The following is a 16297-nucleotide window of genomic DNA, read 5'->3' on the forward strand; positions in this document are numbered from 1 at the left end:
GCGGGCCCGGCCGCCGAAGCGACCGGGCCCACCCTCGTGACTCCGCTACGTCGTCGTCCGGCGCCGACGCGCGCCCGGGCGGCGCTCGCTCGGCCGGGTCACCGGGTCGCCGGCCTCCTTCGCCGCGTCCCGCCGCTGCGCACCGAAGGCGGCGAGCGCCTCGGCGAGCTTGTGCACGGACGGCTCCGGGGACAGGACGTCCACGCGCAGGCCGTGCTCCTCGGCAGTCTTCGCGGTGGCCGGGCCGATACACGCGATGACCGTGACGTTGTGCGGCTTGCCCGCGATGCCGACCAGGTTCCGGACGGTCGAGGACGAGGTGAACAGGACCGCGTCGAAGCCGCCGCCCTTGATCGCCTCGCGGGTGTCGGCCGGCGGCGGCGAGGCGCGGACCGTGCGGTACGCGGTGACGTCGTCGACCTCCCAGCCCAGCTCGATCAGCCCGGCCACCAGCGTCTCGGTGGCGATGTCGGCGCGCGGCAGGAACACCCGGTCGATCGGGTCGAAGACCGGGTCGTACGGCGGCCAGTCCTCCAGCAGCCCGGCGGCGGACTGCTCACCGGAGGGCACCAGGTCCGGCTTCACACCGAAATCGACCAGGGCTGCGGCGGTCTGCTCGCCGACGGCCGCGACCTTGATCCCGGCGAAGGCCCGGGCGTCCAGCCCGTACTCCTCGAACTTCTCCCGGACCGCCTTGACGGCGTTCACGCTGGTGAAGGCGATCCACTCGTAGCGGCCGGTGACCAGGCCCTTGACCGCGCGCTCCATCTGCTGGGGCGTACGCGGCGGCTCGACGGCGATCGTCGGGACCTCGTGCGGGACGGCACCGTAGGAACGCAGCTGGTCGGAGAGCGACGCGGCCTGCTCCTTCGTGCGCGGGACGAGCACCTTCCAGCCGAACAGCGGCTTGGACTCGAACCACGCGAGCTGGTCGCGCTGGGCGGCGGCACTGCGCTCACCGACCACGGCTATGACCGGCCGGTGCCCCTCCGGCGACGGGAGCACCTTCGCCTGCTTGAAGACCTGGGCGATCGTCCCGAGGGTCGCCGTCCAGGTGCGCTGGCGGGTGGTGGTGCCCGCGATCGTCACGGTGAGCGGGGTGTCGGGCTTGCGGCCGGCCGAGACCAGCTCGCCGGCGGCGGCCGCGACCGCGTCCAGCGTGGTGGAGACGACGGCGGTCGCGTCGCTCGCGCCGACCTCGCTCCAGCACCGGTCGGAGGCCGTACGGGCGTCGACGAAGCGCACGTCGGCGCCCTGCGCGTCGCGCAGCGGCACCCCGGCGTACGCGGGCACGCCGACGGCGGTCGCCACGCCCGGGACCACCTCGAAGGGCACCCCGGCGGCGGCGCAGGCGAGCATCTCCGCGCCCGCGTCGCCGTCCAGGCCCGGGTCGCCAGCCACAGCACGGACCACCCGCCTGCCGCCCTTCGCAGCCTCCATGACAAGATTGGCCGCATCCCTGAGAACGGGTACTCCGGCGGCGGTTGACGACACGTCAACAACCGTCAGCTCAGGCGTGCTTACGCCGGAGCGCGCATGGCCGCGAACGACGTCGAGAACGTCCGGTTCGGCGACCAGGACGTCCGCGCTCGCCAGCGCCTCGACGGCGCGGAGCGTCAGCAGTCCCGGGTCGCCGGGACCGGCGCCGAGGAAGGTGACCTGACCTCGTGGGGACAGGGCAGGAAAGTCGGATGCGGCGGGGCCGGTGGGGCTCAAAGTGCTCGCTCCCCCATAAGACCGGCCGCACCCTTGGCGAGCATCTCGGCCGCGAGTTCGCGACCGAGGGCCGCCGCGTCGTCGTACGACGTGGGGACGGGACCGGTGGTGGACAGCTGTACCAGCGAGGAACCGTCGGTGGTACCGACGACTCCGCGCAGGCGCAGTTCGTTGACAACCTGTCCGTCGACCAGGAGGTCGGCCAGCGCACCCACAGGTGCGGAGCAGCCGGCCTCCAGGGCGGCGAGCAGGGCACGTTCGGCGGTCACGGCGGCCCGGGTGTACGGGTCGTCGAGCTCGGCGAGCGCGGCGGCGAGGTCGGCGCTGGTCGCAGCGCACTCGATCGCCAGTGCTCCCTGGCCGGGAGCGGGCAGAACGGTGTCGACCGGCAGGAAGTCGGTGACCTCCGAGGTCCGGCCCAGGCGGCTGAGCCCGGCGGCGGCGAGGACCACCGCGTCAAGCTCACCGTCGCGCACGAACCCGATCCGGGTGTCGACGTTGCCCCGGATGGGGACGGTCTCGATCCGCAGGCCGTGCGAGCGGGCGTACGCGTTCAGCTGCGCCATGCGGCGCGGCGAACCGGTGCCGACGCGGGCGCCGTCGGGCAGCTGCTCGAAGGTCAGCCCGTCACGGGCCACCAGCGCGTCACGCGGGTCCTCGCGCTGCGGCACGGCCGCCAGCACCAGCTCGTCGGGTTGCGAGGTCGGCAGGTCCTTGAGCGAGTGGACCGCGAAGTCCACCTCGCCCCGCAGCAGCGCCTCGCGCAGGGCCGCGACGAAGACGCCGGTGCCGCCGATCTGCGCCAGGTGCTCGCGGGAGGTGTCGCCGTACGTGGTGATCTCGACGAGCTCGACGGCGCGCCCGGTCACCTCGCGGACCGCCTCGGCCACGAGGCCGGACTGGGCCATGGCGAGCTTGGAGCGCCGGGTGCCCAGCCGGAGCGGCGCGGCGTTGCCCGCGCCCGGCGATGAGTTGTCGGTCATGACCGCCCTCTATTCGGGTCGTTCAGGTCGGCCCGGGAGACGGCGGCCACCGTCTGCGGGTCGAGGTCGAAGAGTTCGCGCAGCGCGTCCGCGTACCCGGCGCCGCCGGGCTCGCTGGCCAGCTGTTTGACCCGCACGGTGGGCGCGTGCAGGAGTTTGTCGACGACGCGGCGCACGGTCTGGGTGATCTCGGCGCGCTGCTTCTCGTCCAGGTCGGGGAGGCGGCCGTCCAGCCGGGCGATCTCCCCGGCCACCACGTCGGCGGCCATGGTGCGCAGCGCGACCACGGTCGGCGCGACATGGGCGGCGCGCTGGGCGGCGCCGAAGGCGGCCACCTCGTCGGCGACGATCGTGCGGACCTGGTCCACGTCGGCGGCCATCGGCGCGTCGGCGGAGGCGTCGGCGAGCGACTCGATGTCGACGAGGCGCACCCCGTCGATGCGGTGGGCGGCGCCGTCGATGTCGCGCGGCATGGCGAGGTCGAGCAGGGCCAGCTTCACCGGTCCGGTGGACTGCGCGGGCAGCGTGACGCGGCGCGGGGCGGCCTCGGGCGCGGAGACGGCGGACCCGTTCTCCACCCAGGCGGCGTGCTGGTCGACGTCGGCGGGGGCCGGGACGACCGTGACGGCGGGCGCCTCGGCCGGGGCGTCCAGGGTGGTACCGAGGGCGTCGGCCAGCGCGTCGGCGGTGAGGACGAGGCCGGTGGCGCCGGTGCAGGAGACGACGACGTCGGCACGTGTCAGTTCGTCGCCTACCGCGGACATCTCGACGGCGTGCGCGCGCACGGTGGTGTCGTCGCCCTGCTGGAGGATCTCCACCAGGCGCTCCGCGCGGGAGCGGGTCCGGTTGGCGACGACGATCTCGGCGACGCCGGTACGCGCCAGGGTGGCGGCGGCCAGCGAGGACATCGACCCGGCGCCGATCACCAGCGCGCGCTTGCCCTGGGCCCAGAGGCCCGGGTCGGCCCCGGCGGCGAGCTGCTGGAGCCCGAAGGAGACGAGCGACTGCCCGGCCCGGTCGATCCCGGTCTCGCTGTGGGCGCGCTTGCCGACCCGCAGGGCCTGCTGGAACAGGTCGTTGAGCAGCCGTCCGGCGGTGTGCAGCTCCTGGCCGCGCGCGAGCGCGTCCTTGATCTGGCCGAGGATCTGGCCCTCGCCGACGACCATCGAGTCCAGTCCGCAGGCCACCGAGAAGAGGTGGTGGACGGCCCGGTCCTCGTAGTGCACATAGAGATACGGAGTCAGCTCGTCCAGCCCGACGCCGCTGTGCTGGGCGAGCAGGGTGGAGAGCTCGGCGACGCCCGCGTGGAACTTGTCCACGTCCGCGTACAGCTCGATGCGGTTGCAGGTGGCCAGCACGGCGGCCTCGGTCGCGGGTTCCGCGGCGAGGGTGTCCTGGAGCAGCTTGGCCTGGGTGTCGGCAGCGAGGGAGGCCCGCTCCAGCACGGAGACGGGGGCGCTGCGGTGGCTCAGCCCGACGACGAGGAGGCTCATGCCGGCATCACGGCGGGCATGTCCCCGTCGGGTCCCTTCCGGTTCGCGGGCGTGGCACGCATCGGCGGCGCCTCGGGGTCCTCGCCGTCGGCGGACGCGTCCTCGCCGGCCTTGCGCTGCTCGTGGAAGGCCAGGATCTGCAGCTCGATGGAGAGGTCGACCTTCCGTACGTCGACGCCCTCGGGCACCGAGAGCACGGTCGGCGCGAAGTTCAGGATGGAGGTCACCCCGGCGGCCACGAGCCGGTCGCAGACCTGCTGGGCGGCGCCGGGCGGGGTGGTGATCACGCCGATGGACACACCGTTGTCGCTGATGATCCGGTCCAGGTCGTCCGTGTGCTGGACGGCGATCCCGGCCACCGGCGTACCGGCCATGGCGGGGTCGGCGTCGATCAGCGCCGCGACCCGGAAGCCGCGCGAGGCGAAGCCGCCGTAGTTGGCGAGGGCCGCGCCGAGGTTGCCGATGCCGACGATGGCGACCGGCCAGTCCTGGGTGAGGCCGAGTTCGCGGGAGATCTGGTAGACGAGGTACTCGACGTCGTACCCGACACCGCGGGTGCCGTAGGACCCCAGGTAGCTGAAGTCCTTGCGCAGCTTCGCGGAGTTGACCCCGGCCGCGGTGGCCAGTTCCTCGGAGGAGACCGTGGGTACGGACCGCTCGGAGAGCGCCGTGAGGGCGCGCAGATACAGCGGAAGTCGGGCGACGGTGGCCTCGGGAATTCCTCGGCTACGGGTCGCCGGTCGGTGAGTTCGGCCAGTTGCCACGGTGCTCCTGCGGGATGAGCGGGGCTGCAGGCGGCCGTATGTCCCAAGACCGCCCCGTCGAATGCAGGCTATGTCTTTGTGAACGCGTGCACAAAGATAGTGTCCGTTTTGTCCGGTCAAAGTGACCGGGGTCACGCACATTGCCCGGGCGATCCCGGAACCGGGGACCGCATCAGCCCGTTGCAGCCTCGAAGGGGGCAAAGCGGTACACGCTCCTCATGTCTACGCCCCCGAGACCACTCAAAACGCCCATGATGTTAACCGAGTTTCACGTCCGCACCCAGCGCCTTGCGCAGTCTCGCCGGGTCCACCCGCCAGAACGTGTGCTGTTCGCCATCGATCAGCACCACCGGAATCTGCTCCCAGTACTCCTTGTACAGCTCCTCGTCCCCGGTGATGTCCTTCTCCACCCACGACGCACCGGTCTCCTCGCAGACCGCGCCCACCACCGCCCGGGCGTCCTCGCACAGATGACAGCCGGGCTTCCCGATCAGGGTGACCACCCGGTCGGCGGGCTTCTTCTTCGTACGACGCAGCAGCGGACTCATGCCTCTCATTCTGCGCCCGCCCGCACGGCCGGCGGACCGCCCGGAATCGCCCGATCAACGATTCGGCCCCGCAGAGTTCACGCCACCGCATCCCGGCAGGTCGGGCACGTACAGGCGGACTGGCTATGCTCACCGCATGGCCGCATTTGGATGGCTCACACCCCGTAGGCGTTCCGCAACCGCACGGAGCGTCCTGGCAGGCGAGGCCGCGGCCGAGGCCGCCCGCAAGACCTCGGCCGAGGACGAGTCCGCCCTCCTGACCGGAGCCCCCGGCCAGGCACCCGAGGAGCCCGCGTTCCCGGTCGCCGGGGACGACCGCGCCGCCGCCTTCTTCGACCTCGACAACACCGTCATGCAGGGCGCCGCGATCTTCCACTTCGGCCGGGGCCTGTACAAGCGGAAGTTCTTCGAGCGCCGCGAGCTCACCCGGTTCGCCTGGCAGCAGGCCTGGTTCCGGCTGGCCGGCGTCGAGGACCCCGAGCACATGCAGGACGCCCGCGACAGCGCGCTCTCCATCGTCAAGGGCCACCGCGTCTCCGAGCTGATGTCCATCGGCGAGGAGATCTACGACGAGTACATGGCCGACCGCATCTGGCCCGGCACCCGCGCCCTGGCCCAGGCCCACCTGGACGCCGGGCAGCGCGTCTGGCTGGTCACCGCCGCCCCGGTGGAGACCGCCACCATCATCGCCCGCCGCCTCGGCCTGACCGGCGCACTCGGCACCGTCGCCGAATCGGTGGACGGCGTCTACACCGGCCGCCTGGTGGGCGAGCCCCTGCACGGGCCCGCCAAGGCCGAAGCCGTACGCGCACTGGCGGCGGCCGAGGACCTGGACCTGGAGCGGTGCGCCGCCTACAGCGACTCGCACAACGACATCCCGATGCTCTCGCTGGTCGGCCACCCCTACGCGATCAACCCGGACACCAAGCTCCGCAAGCACGCCCGCTCCCTGGACTGGCGGCTGCGCGACTACCGCACCGGCCGCAAGGCGGCCAAGGTCGGCATCCCCGCCGCGGCAGGCGTCGGCGCGCTGGCGGGCGGCACCGCCGCCGCGCTCGCCCTGCACCGCCGCCGCCGCTGACCGCGACCCGCTCCCCGCGCGCACCTTCGTACCGCCCGATACCCGCTGTGCCCGTCAACCGGGCGCCCGAGCGGGAGAGTGACAGATCACGAAGCAATTTGATCAATAAGTGGTCACGATGTGCTGCTCAGTGCGTCACTTAGCGATACAAGAAACGACGTAATCGGTGATTTAGACAACTGGGTGTAGTGCCGCCTGCACGAAGCGTTATTCTCCTCAGACGCATCACGGAGACCGCCGCTCGCTACGACGAGTGACGTTTTTCGAACTGCTCGTGATGGAAGCTCTGCCTCTGGGAGTCCCGTGTACCCACACGTCGGGGTTGACGCCTCGGGCCTGGCTACGCTGCGCGCATCGGTCATTGACCGCCTGCGCGGCTTCGTCCCCACCGCGTACGCCGTCCCCGCCTTCGCCACCCCTGCACCCGTCGGCCCGTGCTACGCCATGGCCGAACGCAGTGCGGCGGTCGGAAGACGCAGCACCCGCGCCGCCTCGGCCACGTCGACCGTCCGCCGTCCCACGGCGGACAGCGACAGCGCGCGCATGATGGACCTCGTCGAGCGCGCACAGGCCGGCGAGGCCGACGCCTTCGGCCGCCTGTACGACCAGTACAGCGACACCGTGTACCGGTACATCTACTACCGCGTGGGCGGCAAGGCGACCGCGGAGGACCTCACCAGTGAGACCTTCCTCCGCGCGCTGCGCCGTATCTCCACGTTCACCTGGCAGGGCCGCGACTTCGGCGCCTGGCTGGTCACCATCGCCCGCAACCTGGTCGCCGACCACTTCAAATCCAGTCGGTTCCGGCTGGAAGTGACCACCGGCGAAATGCTCGACGCCAACGAGGTGGAGCGTTCTCCCGAGGACTCCGTCCTGGAGTCCCTCTCCAACGCCGCACTGCTCCAGGCCGTGCGCCGACTCAATCCACAGCAGCAGGAGTGCGTCACGCTGCGCTTCCTGCAGGGCCTCTCGGTCGCCGAGACGGCCCGGGTGATGGGAAAGAACGAGGGCGCGATCAAGACCTTGCAGTACCGCGCCGTCCGCACGCTCGCCCGGCTCCTGCCGGACGACGCCCGCTGACCGGAACCGGTGTGACCGGCGCCGGAAAGTGACCGTCCCCTCACGCACTGGTCCGATCATCTTTCGTGCGTAACCCAAGTGCCGAGGCGCTCGTTGTGCCGGTTGCAGGCCCCCTGTCGTCACGCCCTGTCCGTCGCCACTCACTCCATCGAGTGGAAACGCTCAAGGTGGGCAACCTTCCGGACCGCCAGGGGAGTCGACCGTCATGACGAGAGGAGGTGCCGCCAGTGATCGCAAACGTTTCGGCACACCGGCGGGCGAACGCCTTCGCCCAGGCCCTGGAGGAGCAGACCCCCCAGGGTGCGGCGGCCGTACAGCCCGAGGAGCCGGCCGACCAGGCCGACCGCGGACCGCTGTTGGCCCTGGCGAACGGCCTCGGTGAGCTACCGAAGCCGCAGTTGGACCCCGAGGTCAAAGTGGTGCAGCGAGCCCAGCTCGTCGCCGCCATGGAGGCCATGTTCGCCGAGGGCGGCGCATCGACGGGCCCTACGGTGCCCGTGCAACGGGGCAAGGGGGCCCACCGGGCCTCTCCACTGCGCAGACTGCGTCCCCGCTCCCGCTGGGCGAAGGGACTCACCGCCGGTGGGCTCACCGTGGGTGTGGCGGCGGGCGCCTTCGGCGGAGTGGCCGCTGCCAGCTCCGACGCCCTGCCCGGTGACTCGCTGTACGGGCTGAAGCGCGGGATGGAGGACATCAGCCTCGGCATGGCCAAGGGCGACGCCGACCGCGGCGAGGCCTATCTCGACCAGGCCTCCACCCGCCTCAACGAGGCCCGCAGACTCATGGAGCGCGGCCGCGCCGGCGAGCTGGACCACGAGTCCCTCGGCGCGGTCAGACGCGCGCTCAACGGCATGTCCCACGACGCCTCCGAGGGCCACCGCCTGCTCCACTCCGCCTACCAGCGCGACGGGTCCATCGGCCCCATCCAGACCCTGGACACCTTCTCCCGCTCGCACCGCGCCACCTGGAGCAGCCTCCGCGACCGGCTCCCCGTCCAGCTCACCGACATCCGCGACCAGGTCAGCTCCGTCTTCGCGGCGATGGAGGACGACGTCGCCCCGCTCCAGTCCCTCCTCCCCCGCCCCCCGGGCGGCAGCGAGGACACCGGACGCACCGACACCACCACGCCGGAGACCGGATCCCCCCGGACCGACGGCCCCGCCCCCGCGCCCCCGGCCCCCTCCGAGGACCGCCCCGACTCCACCACCGCACCGACGCCGTCGGACGCACCACGCTCCCCCGGCTCCTCCGGCGCCACCCCGGACGACGGCCTCCTCAACGGCGGTACGGACGGCCTGCTCGACGACCTCCCCACCGACGGGCTCACCCAGCCGACCCCGGAGGACCGCCCCAGCACCACGCCACGCCCCGCCCCGGACGTCACCCTCCCTCCGCTGCTCCCCGGGCTCCTCCCCGGCCTCGGGATCGACGGAGAGAACCTCAAGCCCAAGCCGTAGGACTTACGGGCCTACGGGCGTACGCGAGAGGGGGCCGGCACGCGATCCGCGTACCGGCCCCCTCTCCGTATGCCCCGGCCCCGGCCCTCAGAAGAAGACCGACCGCCGCTGCACCAGCAGCTTGTACAGCGTGTGCTGGATCTGCTCCCGCACCTGGTCCGTCAGGTTGAACATCAGCATCGGGTCATCGGCCGCCTCCGGCGGATAGCCGTCCGTCGGGATCGGCTCACCGAACTGGATCGTCCACTTCGTCGGCAACGGCACCGCGCCCAGCGGACCCAGCCACGGGAACGTCGGCGTGATCGGGAAGTACGGGAAGCCCAGCAGCCGCGCCAGCGTCTTCGCGTTGCCGATCATCGGGTAGATCTCCTCGGCGCCCACGATCGAGCACGGCACGATCGGCGTCCCGGCCCGCAGCGCCGTCGAGACGAACCCGCCCCGCCCGAACCGCTGCAGCTTGTACCGGTCGCCGAACGGCTTGCCGATCCCCTTGAACCCCTCCGGCATCACCCCGACGATCTCACCCGTCTCCAGCAGCCGCTGCGCGTCCTCCGCACAGGCCAGCGTGTGCCCGGCCTTGCGCGCCAGCTCGTTGACGACCGGGAGGTGGAAGACCAGATCGGCGGCGAGCAGCCGCAGATGGCGCTCGGCCGGGTGGTTGTCGTGCACCGCGACCTGGAGCATCAGCCCGTCCAGCGGCAGCGTCCCGGAGTGGTTGGCCACGATGAGCGCCCCGCCCTCCGACGGGATGTTCTCGATGCCCTTCACCTCGACCCGGAAGTACTTGTCCGCCAGCGGCCGCAGCGCCGACATCAGGACCTGGTCGGTGAGCTCCTTGTCGTAACCGAACTCGTCGACCTCGTAGTCGCCGGTGACCCGCCGCCGCAGGAACGCGAGCCCGCCCGCGATCCGCCGGTCCCAGCCACCACCGGCCTCACGCGCCTCGCCCCCCGGAGACTCCGGGGCCTCCTGAGGCTCCTGAGCCCCCGCCGCGGCCTCCTCTGAGGGATCGGGCAGCCGGCCGCCCGGCAGGGCGCTCACCGGCGCCGTGGAGCCGTCGCCCCGCCCACCGCCGCCGCTGCCGGTCCGGCGCCGGGCCGGACGGGAACCGCCACCGGACCGCGAACGGTCGTCGTCGAACGGAATGACCTTGGCGTCCGCCATCGCAACCGCGCTCCTCTACCTGCCGCCGTGAGTCGTCTGTACCGCACCGGTCCCGCGCCCCCGCGGCCCGGCACCACCCGGCAGCGGCAGCTCCGCCAGCCGGTCCACCGCCCTGCCCACCGTCTCCGGCGGCAGCAGCCCAGGACCCAGACTCCGCGCGAACTCCGCGAAGGTCTCGGCCGTGGTGAACTCCGGCCGGAAACCGAGGGTCTCCCGCATCTGCGCGGTCGAGACCACCCGGCCATGGGTCAGCAGCCGGATCTGCTCCGGCGAGAAGTCGGTCATGCCGATCGTACGGAGCGCCGAGCCGACCCACGTGACGGCGGGCAGCAGCACCGGCACGGTCGGCCTGCCCAGCCGCCGCGAACACTGCGAGAGCAACAGCACCCCGTCCCCGGCGATGTTGAAGGTCCCGCTGTTCAGCGTTCCGCGCCGGGGCTCGCGCGCCGCGACCTGGAGGACGTCGACCACATCGTCCTCGTGCACGAACTGGAGTCGCGGGTCGTAGCCGAAGACCGTCGGCAGGACCGGCAGCGACAGATAGTCCGCCAGCGGCGAGTCCGGCCGCGGCCCCAGGATGTTGGCGAACCGCAGCACGCACACCGCGACGTCCGGGCGGCGCCGGGCGAAGCCCCGTACGTACCCCTCGACCTCCACCGCGTCCTTCGCGAACCCGCCGCTCGGCAGCGACTTGGGCGGAGTGGTCTCGGTGAACACCGCCGGATCACGGGACGCCGACCCGTACACGCTCGTGCTCGACTTCACCACGAGCCGCTGCACGGTCGGCGACTTCTGGCAGGCACCGAGCAGCTGCATGGTGCCGATGACGTTGGTCTCCTTGATCGCCGTCCGGCCGGCGGTACCGAGCGCCTTGCCGGAGACGTCCAGGTGCACGACCGTGTCGACGGCGTGCTCGGCGAGGATCCGCGCCAGCGCGGACTGCCGGATGTCCGCCCGGACGAACTCGGCCTCGCCCAGTGGATGCGCGGGCGTGACCGCGTCCACGGCGATCACCCGGTCCACCCCGGGATCGCGCTGGACGCGCCGGACGAAGCGGCCCCCCAGCTGCCGGGCCACTCCTGTGACGAGGACGACCTTCCCCAAGACAGCGCCTTCCGTCGGCAGGGGAAGCCGAATCCTGCTTCCCTGTTCCCCTGCTTCCCGCGGTAACTTCCCTGGCCGTCACCGTAGCGGTTGAACGGTTGCCGTGTAACGCACCGCAGCCCTCCCGCCGGAACGGCGGGAGGGCTGCGGATGTCACGAACTGCGTTCGCCTACTTCTTGTTGCGACGCTGAACGCGCGTGCGCTTGAGCAGCTTGCGGTGCTTCTTCTTGGCCATCCGCTTGCGCCGCTTCTTGATAACAGAGCCCACGACTACCCTCGCTCACTTCTTCTTCACTGGTGCGGGGCGTCTGGGCCCACACGACCTACGTCGGCCTAGCCTACCCGCCACCGCGTGAGGGACGTAATCCGAGGGCAAACCCCAGGCTTCCGAGGCCTCGTCCCAAGGCCTCAGGCTGATTCCACCCCCACAAAGGACTCGCGGAGATACGCGTGAACCGCTTGCTCCGGCACCCGGAAGGACCTTCCCACCCGGATCGCCGGCAGATGACCGCTGTGCACCAAGCGGTACACGGTCATCTTCGACACTCGCATGACCGAGGCGACTTCCGCCACGGTCAGAAACCTGACCTCGTTGAGAGGCCTTTCGTTGTCAGCAGCCATGACCCACCTGTACCTTCCGCACCGGACGCGCACCGGCTTCCCCTCCGGTGACTCTTCGTCGCTGTGCGCTCACTCCCCAGGTTAGGGGCGGGTGGTGCGAGTGGGGAAGAGGAGGGACGACCAGGCCACTTACGAGGGCAGGCCCGCCCGGTGCAGCACATAGCGCGTCAGCGGCCGGTAGTAGTGCGAGCGGACCCCGTCGTCGAGCGGCACGGCGACCGAAACCCGCCCCTCGGCCTCGCCGACGAAGAGCGCGGGATCGTCCGTATCCGCCGGCCCGATCGCCTCGATACCGAGCTGACCTGCGCCGCAGACCCACCCGTGATCACCGATCACCAGCTCCGGAAGCATCCCGTACCGCTCGGCCGCGTCCTGGAGCGCCACCCGGACCGGCAGCGGCGAATGCGTGTGTGCGCCGGTTTCACCACCCGAGGGCCGCCCCCCGGGCTCGCGGACCAGCGCGACCCCCCGTACGTAGTCGAGGCGGTACGTACGTACGCCGAACCGGGTCGTCATGTCGATACATCTCCCCTGCGCCGGGGTGAGGACAGGGCATCCCGCCGCCGACAAGGCGTCTGCCAGTCCGGCGTAGAAACCCAGCAGCCGGTGCGGATGACCGGTCCCCAGCAGCACCGGAGCCCGCAGCGACGCCACCCGCCCCAGCCGCTCCGCGAACGCGTCCAGCGCGGCCACCGTCCGCTCCGGATCGATCGCGTCCGGACCCGACACATGCGCCGGATCGGCCGAGACCCCGCACCGCTCCGCCATCAGCCGCAGCACCTCCGGCTCACCCCAGACCCGCTCGGGCGTCAGCCCCAGCATCACCCGCGGATCGCGCGCGGCGAACAGCCGGTAGCTGCGCAGACTGTTCTCGCGCGACGTGGCAACAGGCCCGGCCAGCCGGGCCGCCAGCAGATGGGCGCGCAACGCCCCGGTGCTCAACACCCTCGGGATGCTGCCGCATCACCCGGGCCGGGCGGGCCGAATTCCCGGTACGCCCCACCGTTGGCGTAACCGCACGGCACAATGCCCATCCGCGTACGCGTACGTCGTCGGGTCAGGCGAGCAGCCCCCGCAACGGGAACGCCGCCTTACGGGTCGCGAGGACGGCCTGGTCCAGCCGGTCCGCCGGGTCGTACCCGTCCTCCCAGGACGGCCAGGACGGCGTACGTCCGTCGGTCATGCGGCCGGGCCCCAACTGCCGCGTACGGGCGTAGACAAGATCCCGCCACGACGGCGGCACCACGGACTCCGGGTCGACGGGAGCATGCGCCGCGATCCCCACGAGGTGGGTCCACGACCGCGGTACGACGTCCACCACCGCGTATCCGCCCCCGCCGAGCGCCACCCACCGCCCGCCCTCGGCGTACTGGTGAGCCAGCTCGTGACAGGACTCCATCACCGCCCGCTGCGCGTCCAGGGAGACCGCGAGGTGCGCCAGCGGATCCTCGAAGTGCGTGTCGGCCCCGTGCTGCGTGACGAGCACCTGAGGCCGGAAATCGGCCAGCAGCTCGGGCACGACGGCGTGGAACGCCCGCAGCCACCCGGCGTCCCCGGTCCCGGCCGGCAGCGCCAGATTCACGGCAGAGCCCTCTCCGGCCCCTGACCCGGTCTCCTCCGGCCACCCGGTCTGCGGGAACAGGGTCCTCGGGTGCTCGTGCAAGGAGATCGTCAGGACGCGCGGGTCCTCCCAGAACGCGGCCTGGACGCCGTCCCCGTGGTGGACGTCCACATCGACGTACGCGACCCGCTCGGCGCCGAGCTCCAGCAGCCGGGCGATGGCGAGGGCCGGATCGTTGTAGATGCAGAACCCGGCGGCCGCGCCCGGCATGGCGTGGTGCAGCCCCCCGGTGAAGTTCACCGCGTGCGCGGTCTCGCCGCGCCACACGGCCTCGGCGGCCCCGACGGACAGCCCGGCGATCAGCGCGGACACCTCGTGCATCCCGGCGAACGCCGGATCGTCCACCGTACCCAGCCCGTACTCCTGGTCGGCGGCCCGGGGATTCGCCGAGGCGGCCCGAACGGCGGACACGTAGTCCTGCCGGTGCACGAGCCGCAGCGTCGAGTCCCCGACCGGCTTCGCCGACCGCAGGTCCACCGCCTCATCGAGCCCGAACGCCCGCACCAGCCCCATCGTCAGGGCGAGGCGGACCGGGTCCATGGGGTGGCTCTCCCCGAAGTCGTATCCCGTAACTGCGTCATCCCACATCAGCTGTGCGCGGCCGCTCATGCCCGCCACCGTATCGGGCGGGCTCCGGCGCGAACGAGCGGGCATACACCAGCGTCGCCAGCACCAGAACCATCGGTACGAGCATGGCGCCCCGGTAGCTCCACGCGTCGCCCAGGACCCCGACGAGCGGCGAACCCACCAGGAACCCGACATAGTTGAAGATATTGAGCCGGGCCACGGCTGCATCGCTGTTCCCCGGGAACATCCGCCCGGCCGCCGCGAAGGTCTGCGGCACGATCACACAGAGCCCGAGCCCGAGCATGGTGAACCCGGCCATCCCTACCCAGGCCCCCGGCGCTCCCGCCACCACCGCGAACCCGCCGGCCGCCAGCAGACTCCCGCCCCGAACGACGGCCACCGCCCCGAACCGCCGCACCCCGAGATCGCCGACGGCCCGCCCCAGCAGCGTCGTCACCATGTAGACGTTGTATGGAAGCGTCGACATCTGCTCCGAGCTGCCGAGCACGTCCTGGAGGTACTTGGCACTCCAGTTGGAGACGGTCGAGTCACCGATGTACGCGAAACACATCACCAGGCAGAGCGGCAACAGCAGCTTGAACGAGAGAGCCCCACCGGAGGCCTTCGGGCCTTGTTCACCGGCTCTCTCCGGACTCCGCCCCTCCGTGTACCACCGGCTGCCGAGGAGCGCGGCAGGCAGCAGGACGGCCACCACAGGGAGGTAGGACACGAACAGCGACAGGTCCCACCGAGCCCCGACCCACGCCAGCGAGGCCCCGACGATCCCGCCGAGGCTGTACGCGGCGTGGAACCCGAGCATGATGGAGCGCCCGTACGCCCGCTGCAGGCTGACGCCCATCATGTTCATCGAGGCGTCCAGCGCCCCGACCGCCAGCCCGAAGACCCCGAGCGCCACCGCGATGTGCCAGAGCTGGCGGCCGGCCCCCACGCCGAGCAGGGAGAGCAGCACGAGGGGCTGCGCCCACCGCAGGACGACCCCGGGCCGCACCCGCGCGACCACCTTCTCGGTGAGTACGCTGCCGACGCCCGCCAGGATGGGGACGGCGGCCAGGAAGAGGGGCAGCAGCCCGTCGGATATCCCGTACTGGTCCTGGAGGGCGGGGATACGCGTCACGAGGAGCGCGAACGCCACCCCCTGGACACCGAAGCTCAACGCCAGTGAGGCCCTGCCGTACCGCAAGCCCGGGCCGACCGCGCCCGGACGTGTCATGCCCGCGTCTGTCATGGCCGCGAGCGTAGGCCCACGGGCTACCCATGGGTAGATGGATCAGGCGAGCAGTTCCGGGAGTTGGGCCATGTCCGAGAAGTAGCCGGTCACTCCGGTCAGCCGGTCGGCGGGCATCATCGACGTGAACCCGTACACGTCCATCCCGGCGGCCCGGGCCGCCTCGACGCCGAGCGGGCTGTCCTCGATGACGACGCACCGCTCCGGCGCGACGCCCATCCGCTCGGCGGCGCGCAGGAACAGGTCCGGCGCCGGCTTGCCCCGCCCGACGTCCTCCGAGCTGAAGATCCACTCCTCCTCGAACCACTGGTCGATGCCGGTCTTGCGGTGCCCGACGCGGATCTTCTCGTGGCTCCCGGACGAGGCGACGCAGTAGTCGACCCCGTCGGCGACCAGCTTGCCGAGCAGCTCCTCGACCCCGTCCACCGCCACCAGCTCCTGCTGGAAAGCAGCAAAGGTACGGGCGTGGAGGGTGGTCTCGAAGTCCGCGGGAAGCTTCTCACCGCCCCGCTCCTCGACGAGGTCGTGCACCCGGTGCACGGCGGCCCCCATGTAGTCGCGGAGAGACTCCTCGTACGAGGTGGGGTGACCGAGTTCGGTGAGGTAGCCGGCGAGGATGGTGTTGGAGATCGGCTCACTGTCGACGAGCACACCATCATTGTCGAAGATGACCAGTTCGTAGCGCATGGTCCGACCCTAGACGCTCAGAACGCAGAAAAGCCCCGCACCACAAGGGTGCGGGGCTTCCCCACAATAATTGTTCGGCGGCGTCCTACTCTCCCACAGGGTCCCCCCTGCAGTACCATCGGCGCTGAAAGGCTTAGCTTCCGGGTTCGGAATGTAACCGGGCG

At 71.5% G+C, this 16297-nt stretch carries 16 protein-coding genes and 1 rRNA gene; 3 read left to right on the forward strand and 14 right to left on the reverse strand.

All coding sequences use genetic code 11. The annotated features are described in order from the left end of the window. Positions 1-45: 45 nt before the first annotated feature. The 5 genes from ACIRR8_RS26455 to ACIRR8_RS26475 form a co-directional block, all read right to left on the reverse strand. On the reverse strand, positions 46-1716 hold the full coding sequence (locus ACIRR8_RS26455; protein ID WP_404069384.1) for a uroporphyrinogen-III synthase: 1671 nt from the start codon (positions 1714-1716) through the stop codon (positions 46-48). Beyond that, entirely contained in the window at positions 1713-2699 is a 987-nt protein-coding gene (gene hemC, locus ACIRR8_RS26460) for a hydroxymethylbilane synthase (protein ID WP_404069386.1), read from the reverse strand. Before hemC ends, ACIRR8_RS26455 begins: the two co-directional genes overlap by 4 nt. Then, positions 2696-4192, reverse strand: a complete 1497-nt coding sequence (locus tag ACIRR8_RS26465) for a glutamyl-tRNA reductase (protein WP_404069388.1) — start codon at positions 4190-4192, stop codon at positions 2696-2698. Before ACIRR8_RS26465 ends, hemC begins: the two co-directional genes overlap by 4 nt. Beyond that, entirely contained in the window at positions 4189-4956 is a 768-nt protein-coding gene (locus ACIRR8_RS26470; RefSeq protein WP_404069390.1) for a redox-sensing transcriptional repressor Rex, read from the reverse strand. The genes ACIRR8_RS26465 and ACIRR8_RS26470 overlap by 4 nt, the downstream gene beginning before the upstream one ends. Before the next feature lie 257 nt (positions 4957-5213). Further along, positions 5214-5504 (reverse strand): glutaredoxin family protein, encoded by a 291-nt coding sequence (locus ACIRR8_RS26475; protein WP_404069392.1) that lies wholly within the window; start codon positions 5502-5504, stop codon positions 5214-5216. Between the two features lie 136 nt (positions 5505-5640). Between ACIRR8_RS26475 and ACIRR8_RS26480 the strand changes: the two genes are divergently transcribed. The 3 genes from ACIRR8_RS26480 (at position 5641) to ACIRR8_RS26490 (ending at position 9122) form a co-directional block, all read left to right on the forward strand. Further along, a complete protein-coding gene (locus ACIRR8_RS26480; protein ID WP_404069394.1) occupies positions 5641-6585 on the forward strand; it encodes an HAD family hydrolase in 945 nt (314 codons plus the stop codon). A gap of 303 nt (positions 6586-6888) precedes the next feature. Further along, entirely contained in the window at positions 6889-7665 is a 777-nt protein-coding gene (locus ACIRR8_RS26485; protein WP_404069396.1) for an ECF subfamily RNA polymerase sigma factor, BldN family, read from the forward strand. A 227-nt stretch (positions 7666-7892) separates the two neighbouring features. Continuing rightward, on the forward strand, positions 7893-9122 hold the full coding sequence (locus ACIRR8_RS26490; RefSeq protein WP_404069398.1) for a DUF5667 domain-containing protein: 1230 nt from the start codon (positions 7893-7895) through the stop codon (positions 9120-9122). Between the two features lie 87 nt (positions 9123-9209). Here the strand turns inward: ACIRR8_RS26490 and ACIRR8_RS26495 are convergent, their stop codons facing one another. The 9 genes from ACIRR8_RS26495 to rrf form a co-directional block, all read right to left on the reverse strand. After that, complete coding sequence (locus ACIRR8_RS26495; RefSeq protein ID WP_404069400.1) at positions 9210-10286, reverse strand: lysophospholipid acyltransferase family protein; 1077 nt, start codon at positions 10284-10286, stop codon at positions 9210-9212. A 15-nt stretch (positions 10287-10301) separates the two neighbouring features. Beyond that, entirely contained in the window at positions 10302-11390 is a 1089-nt protein-coding gene (locus ACIRR8_RS26500; protein ID WP_404069402.1) for an NAD-dependent epimerase/dehydratase family protein, read from the reverse strand. 170 nt (positions 11391-11560) lie between these two features. After that, entirely contained in the window at positions 11561-11659 is a 99-nt protein-coding gene (locus ACIRR8_RS26505) for a 30S ribosomal protein bS22 (protein ID WP_003948845.1), read from the reverse strand. A 140-nt stretch (positions 11660-11799) separates the two neighbouring features. After that, the gene (locus ACIRR8_RS26510) at positions 11800-12012 is read right to left on the reverse strand and encodes a helix-turn-helix domain-containing protein (protein ID WP_015609302.1); all 213 of its coding nucleotides are present in this window, start codon (positions 12010-12012) and stop codon (positions 11800-11802) included. A gap of 129 nt (positions 12013-12141) precedes the next feature. Next, the gene (locus ACIRR8_RS26515) at positions 12142-12957 is read right to left on the reverse strand and encodes a phosphatase (protein WP_404069404.1); all 816 of its coding nucleotides are present in this window, start codon (positions 12955-12957) and stop codon (positions 12142-12144) included. A 112-nt stretch (positions 12958-13069) separates the two neighbouring features. Beyond that, positions 13070-14242, reverse strand: coding sequence for an acetoin utilization protein AcuC (locus ACIRR8_RS26520; RefSeq protein WP_404069406.1), 1173 nt, complete (start codon positions 14240-14242; stop codon positions 13070-13072). After that, complete coding sequence (locus ACIRR8_RS26525; protein WP_404069408.1) at positions 14211-15446, reverse strand: MFS transporter; 1236 nt, start codon at positions 15444-15446, stop codon at positions 14211-14213. The genes ACIRR8_RS26520 and ACIRR8_RS26525 overlap by 32 nt, the downstream gene beginning before the upstream one ends. Positions 15447-15488: 42 nt before the next feature. Further along, positions 15489-16133 carry an HAD family hydrolase gene (locus tag ACIRR8_RS26530; RefSeq protein ID WP_404069410.1) on the reverse strand — a complete coding sequence of 215 codons (645 nt, stop codon included), beginning with the start codon at positions 16131-16133 and terminating at the stop codon, positions 15489-15491. A gap of 72 nt (positions 16134-16205) precedes the next feature. Further along, positions 16206-16297 (reverse strand): 5S ribosomal RNA (rrf, locus tag ACIRR8_RS26535); the annotation flags it as partial.

This window comes from Streptomyces sp. NPDC101178, from assembly GCF_044767965.1.
Lineage (GTDB): Bacteria > Actinomycetota > Actinomycetes > Streptomycetales > Streptomycetaceae > Streptomyces.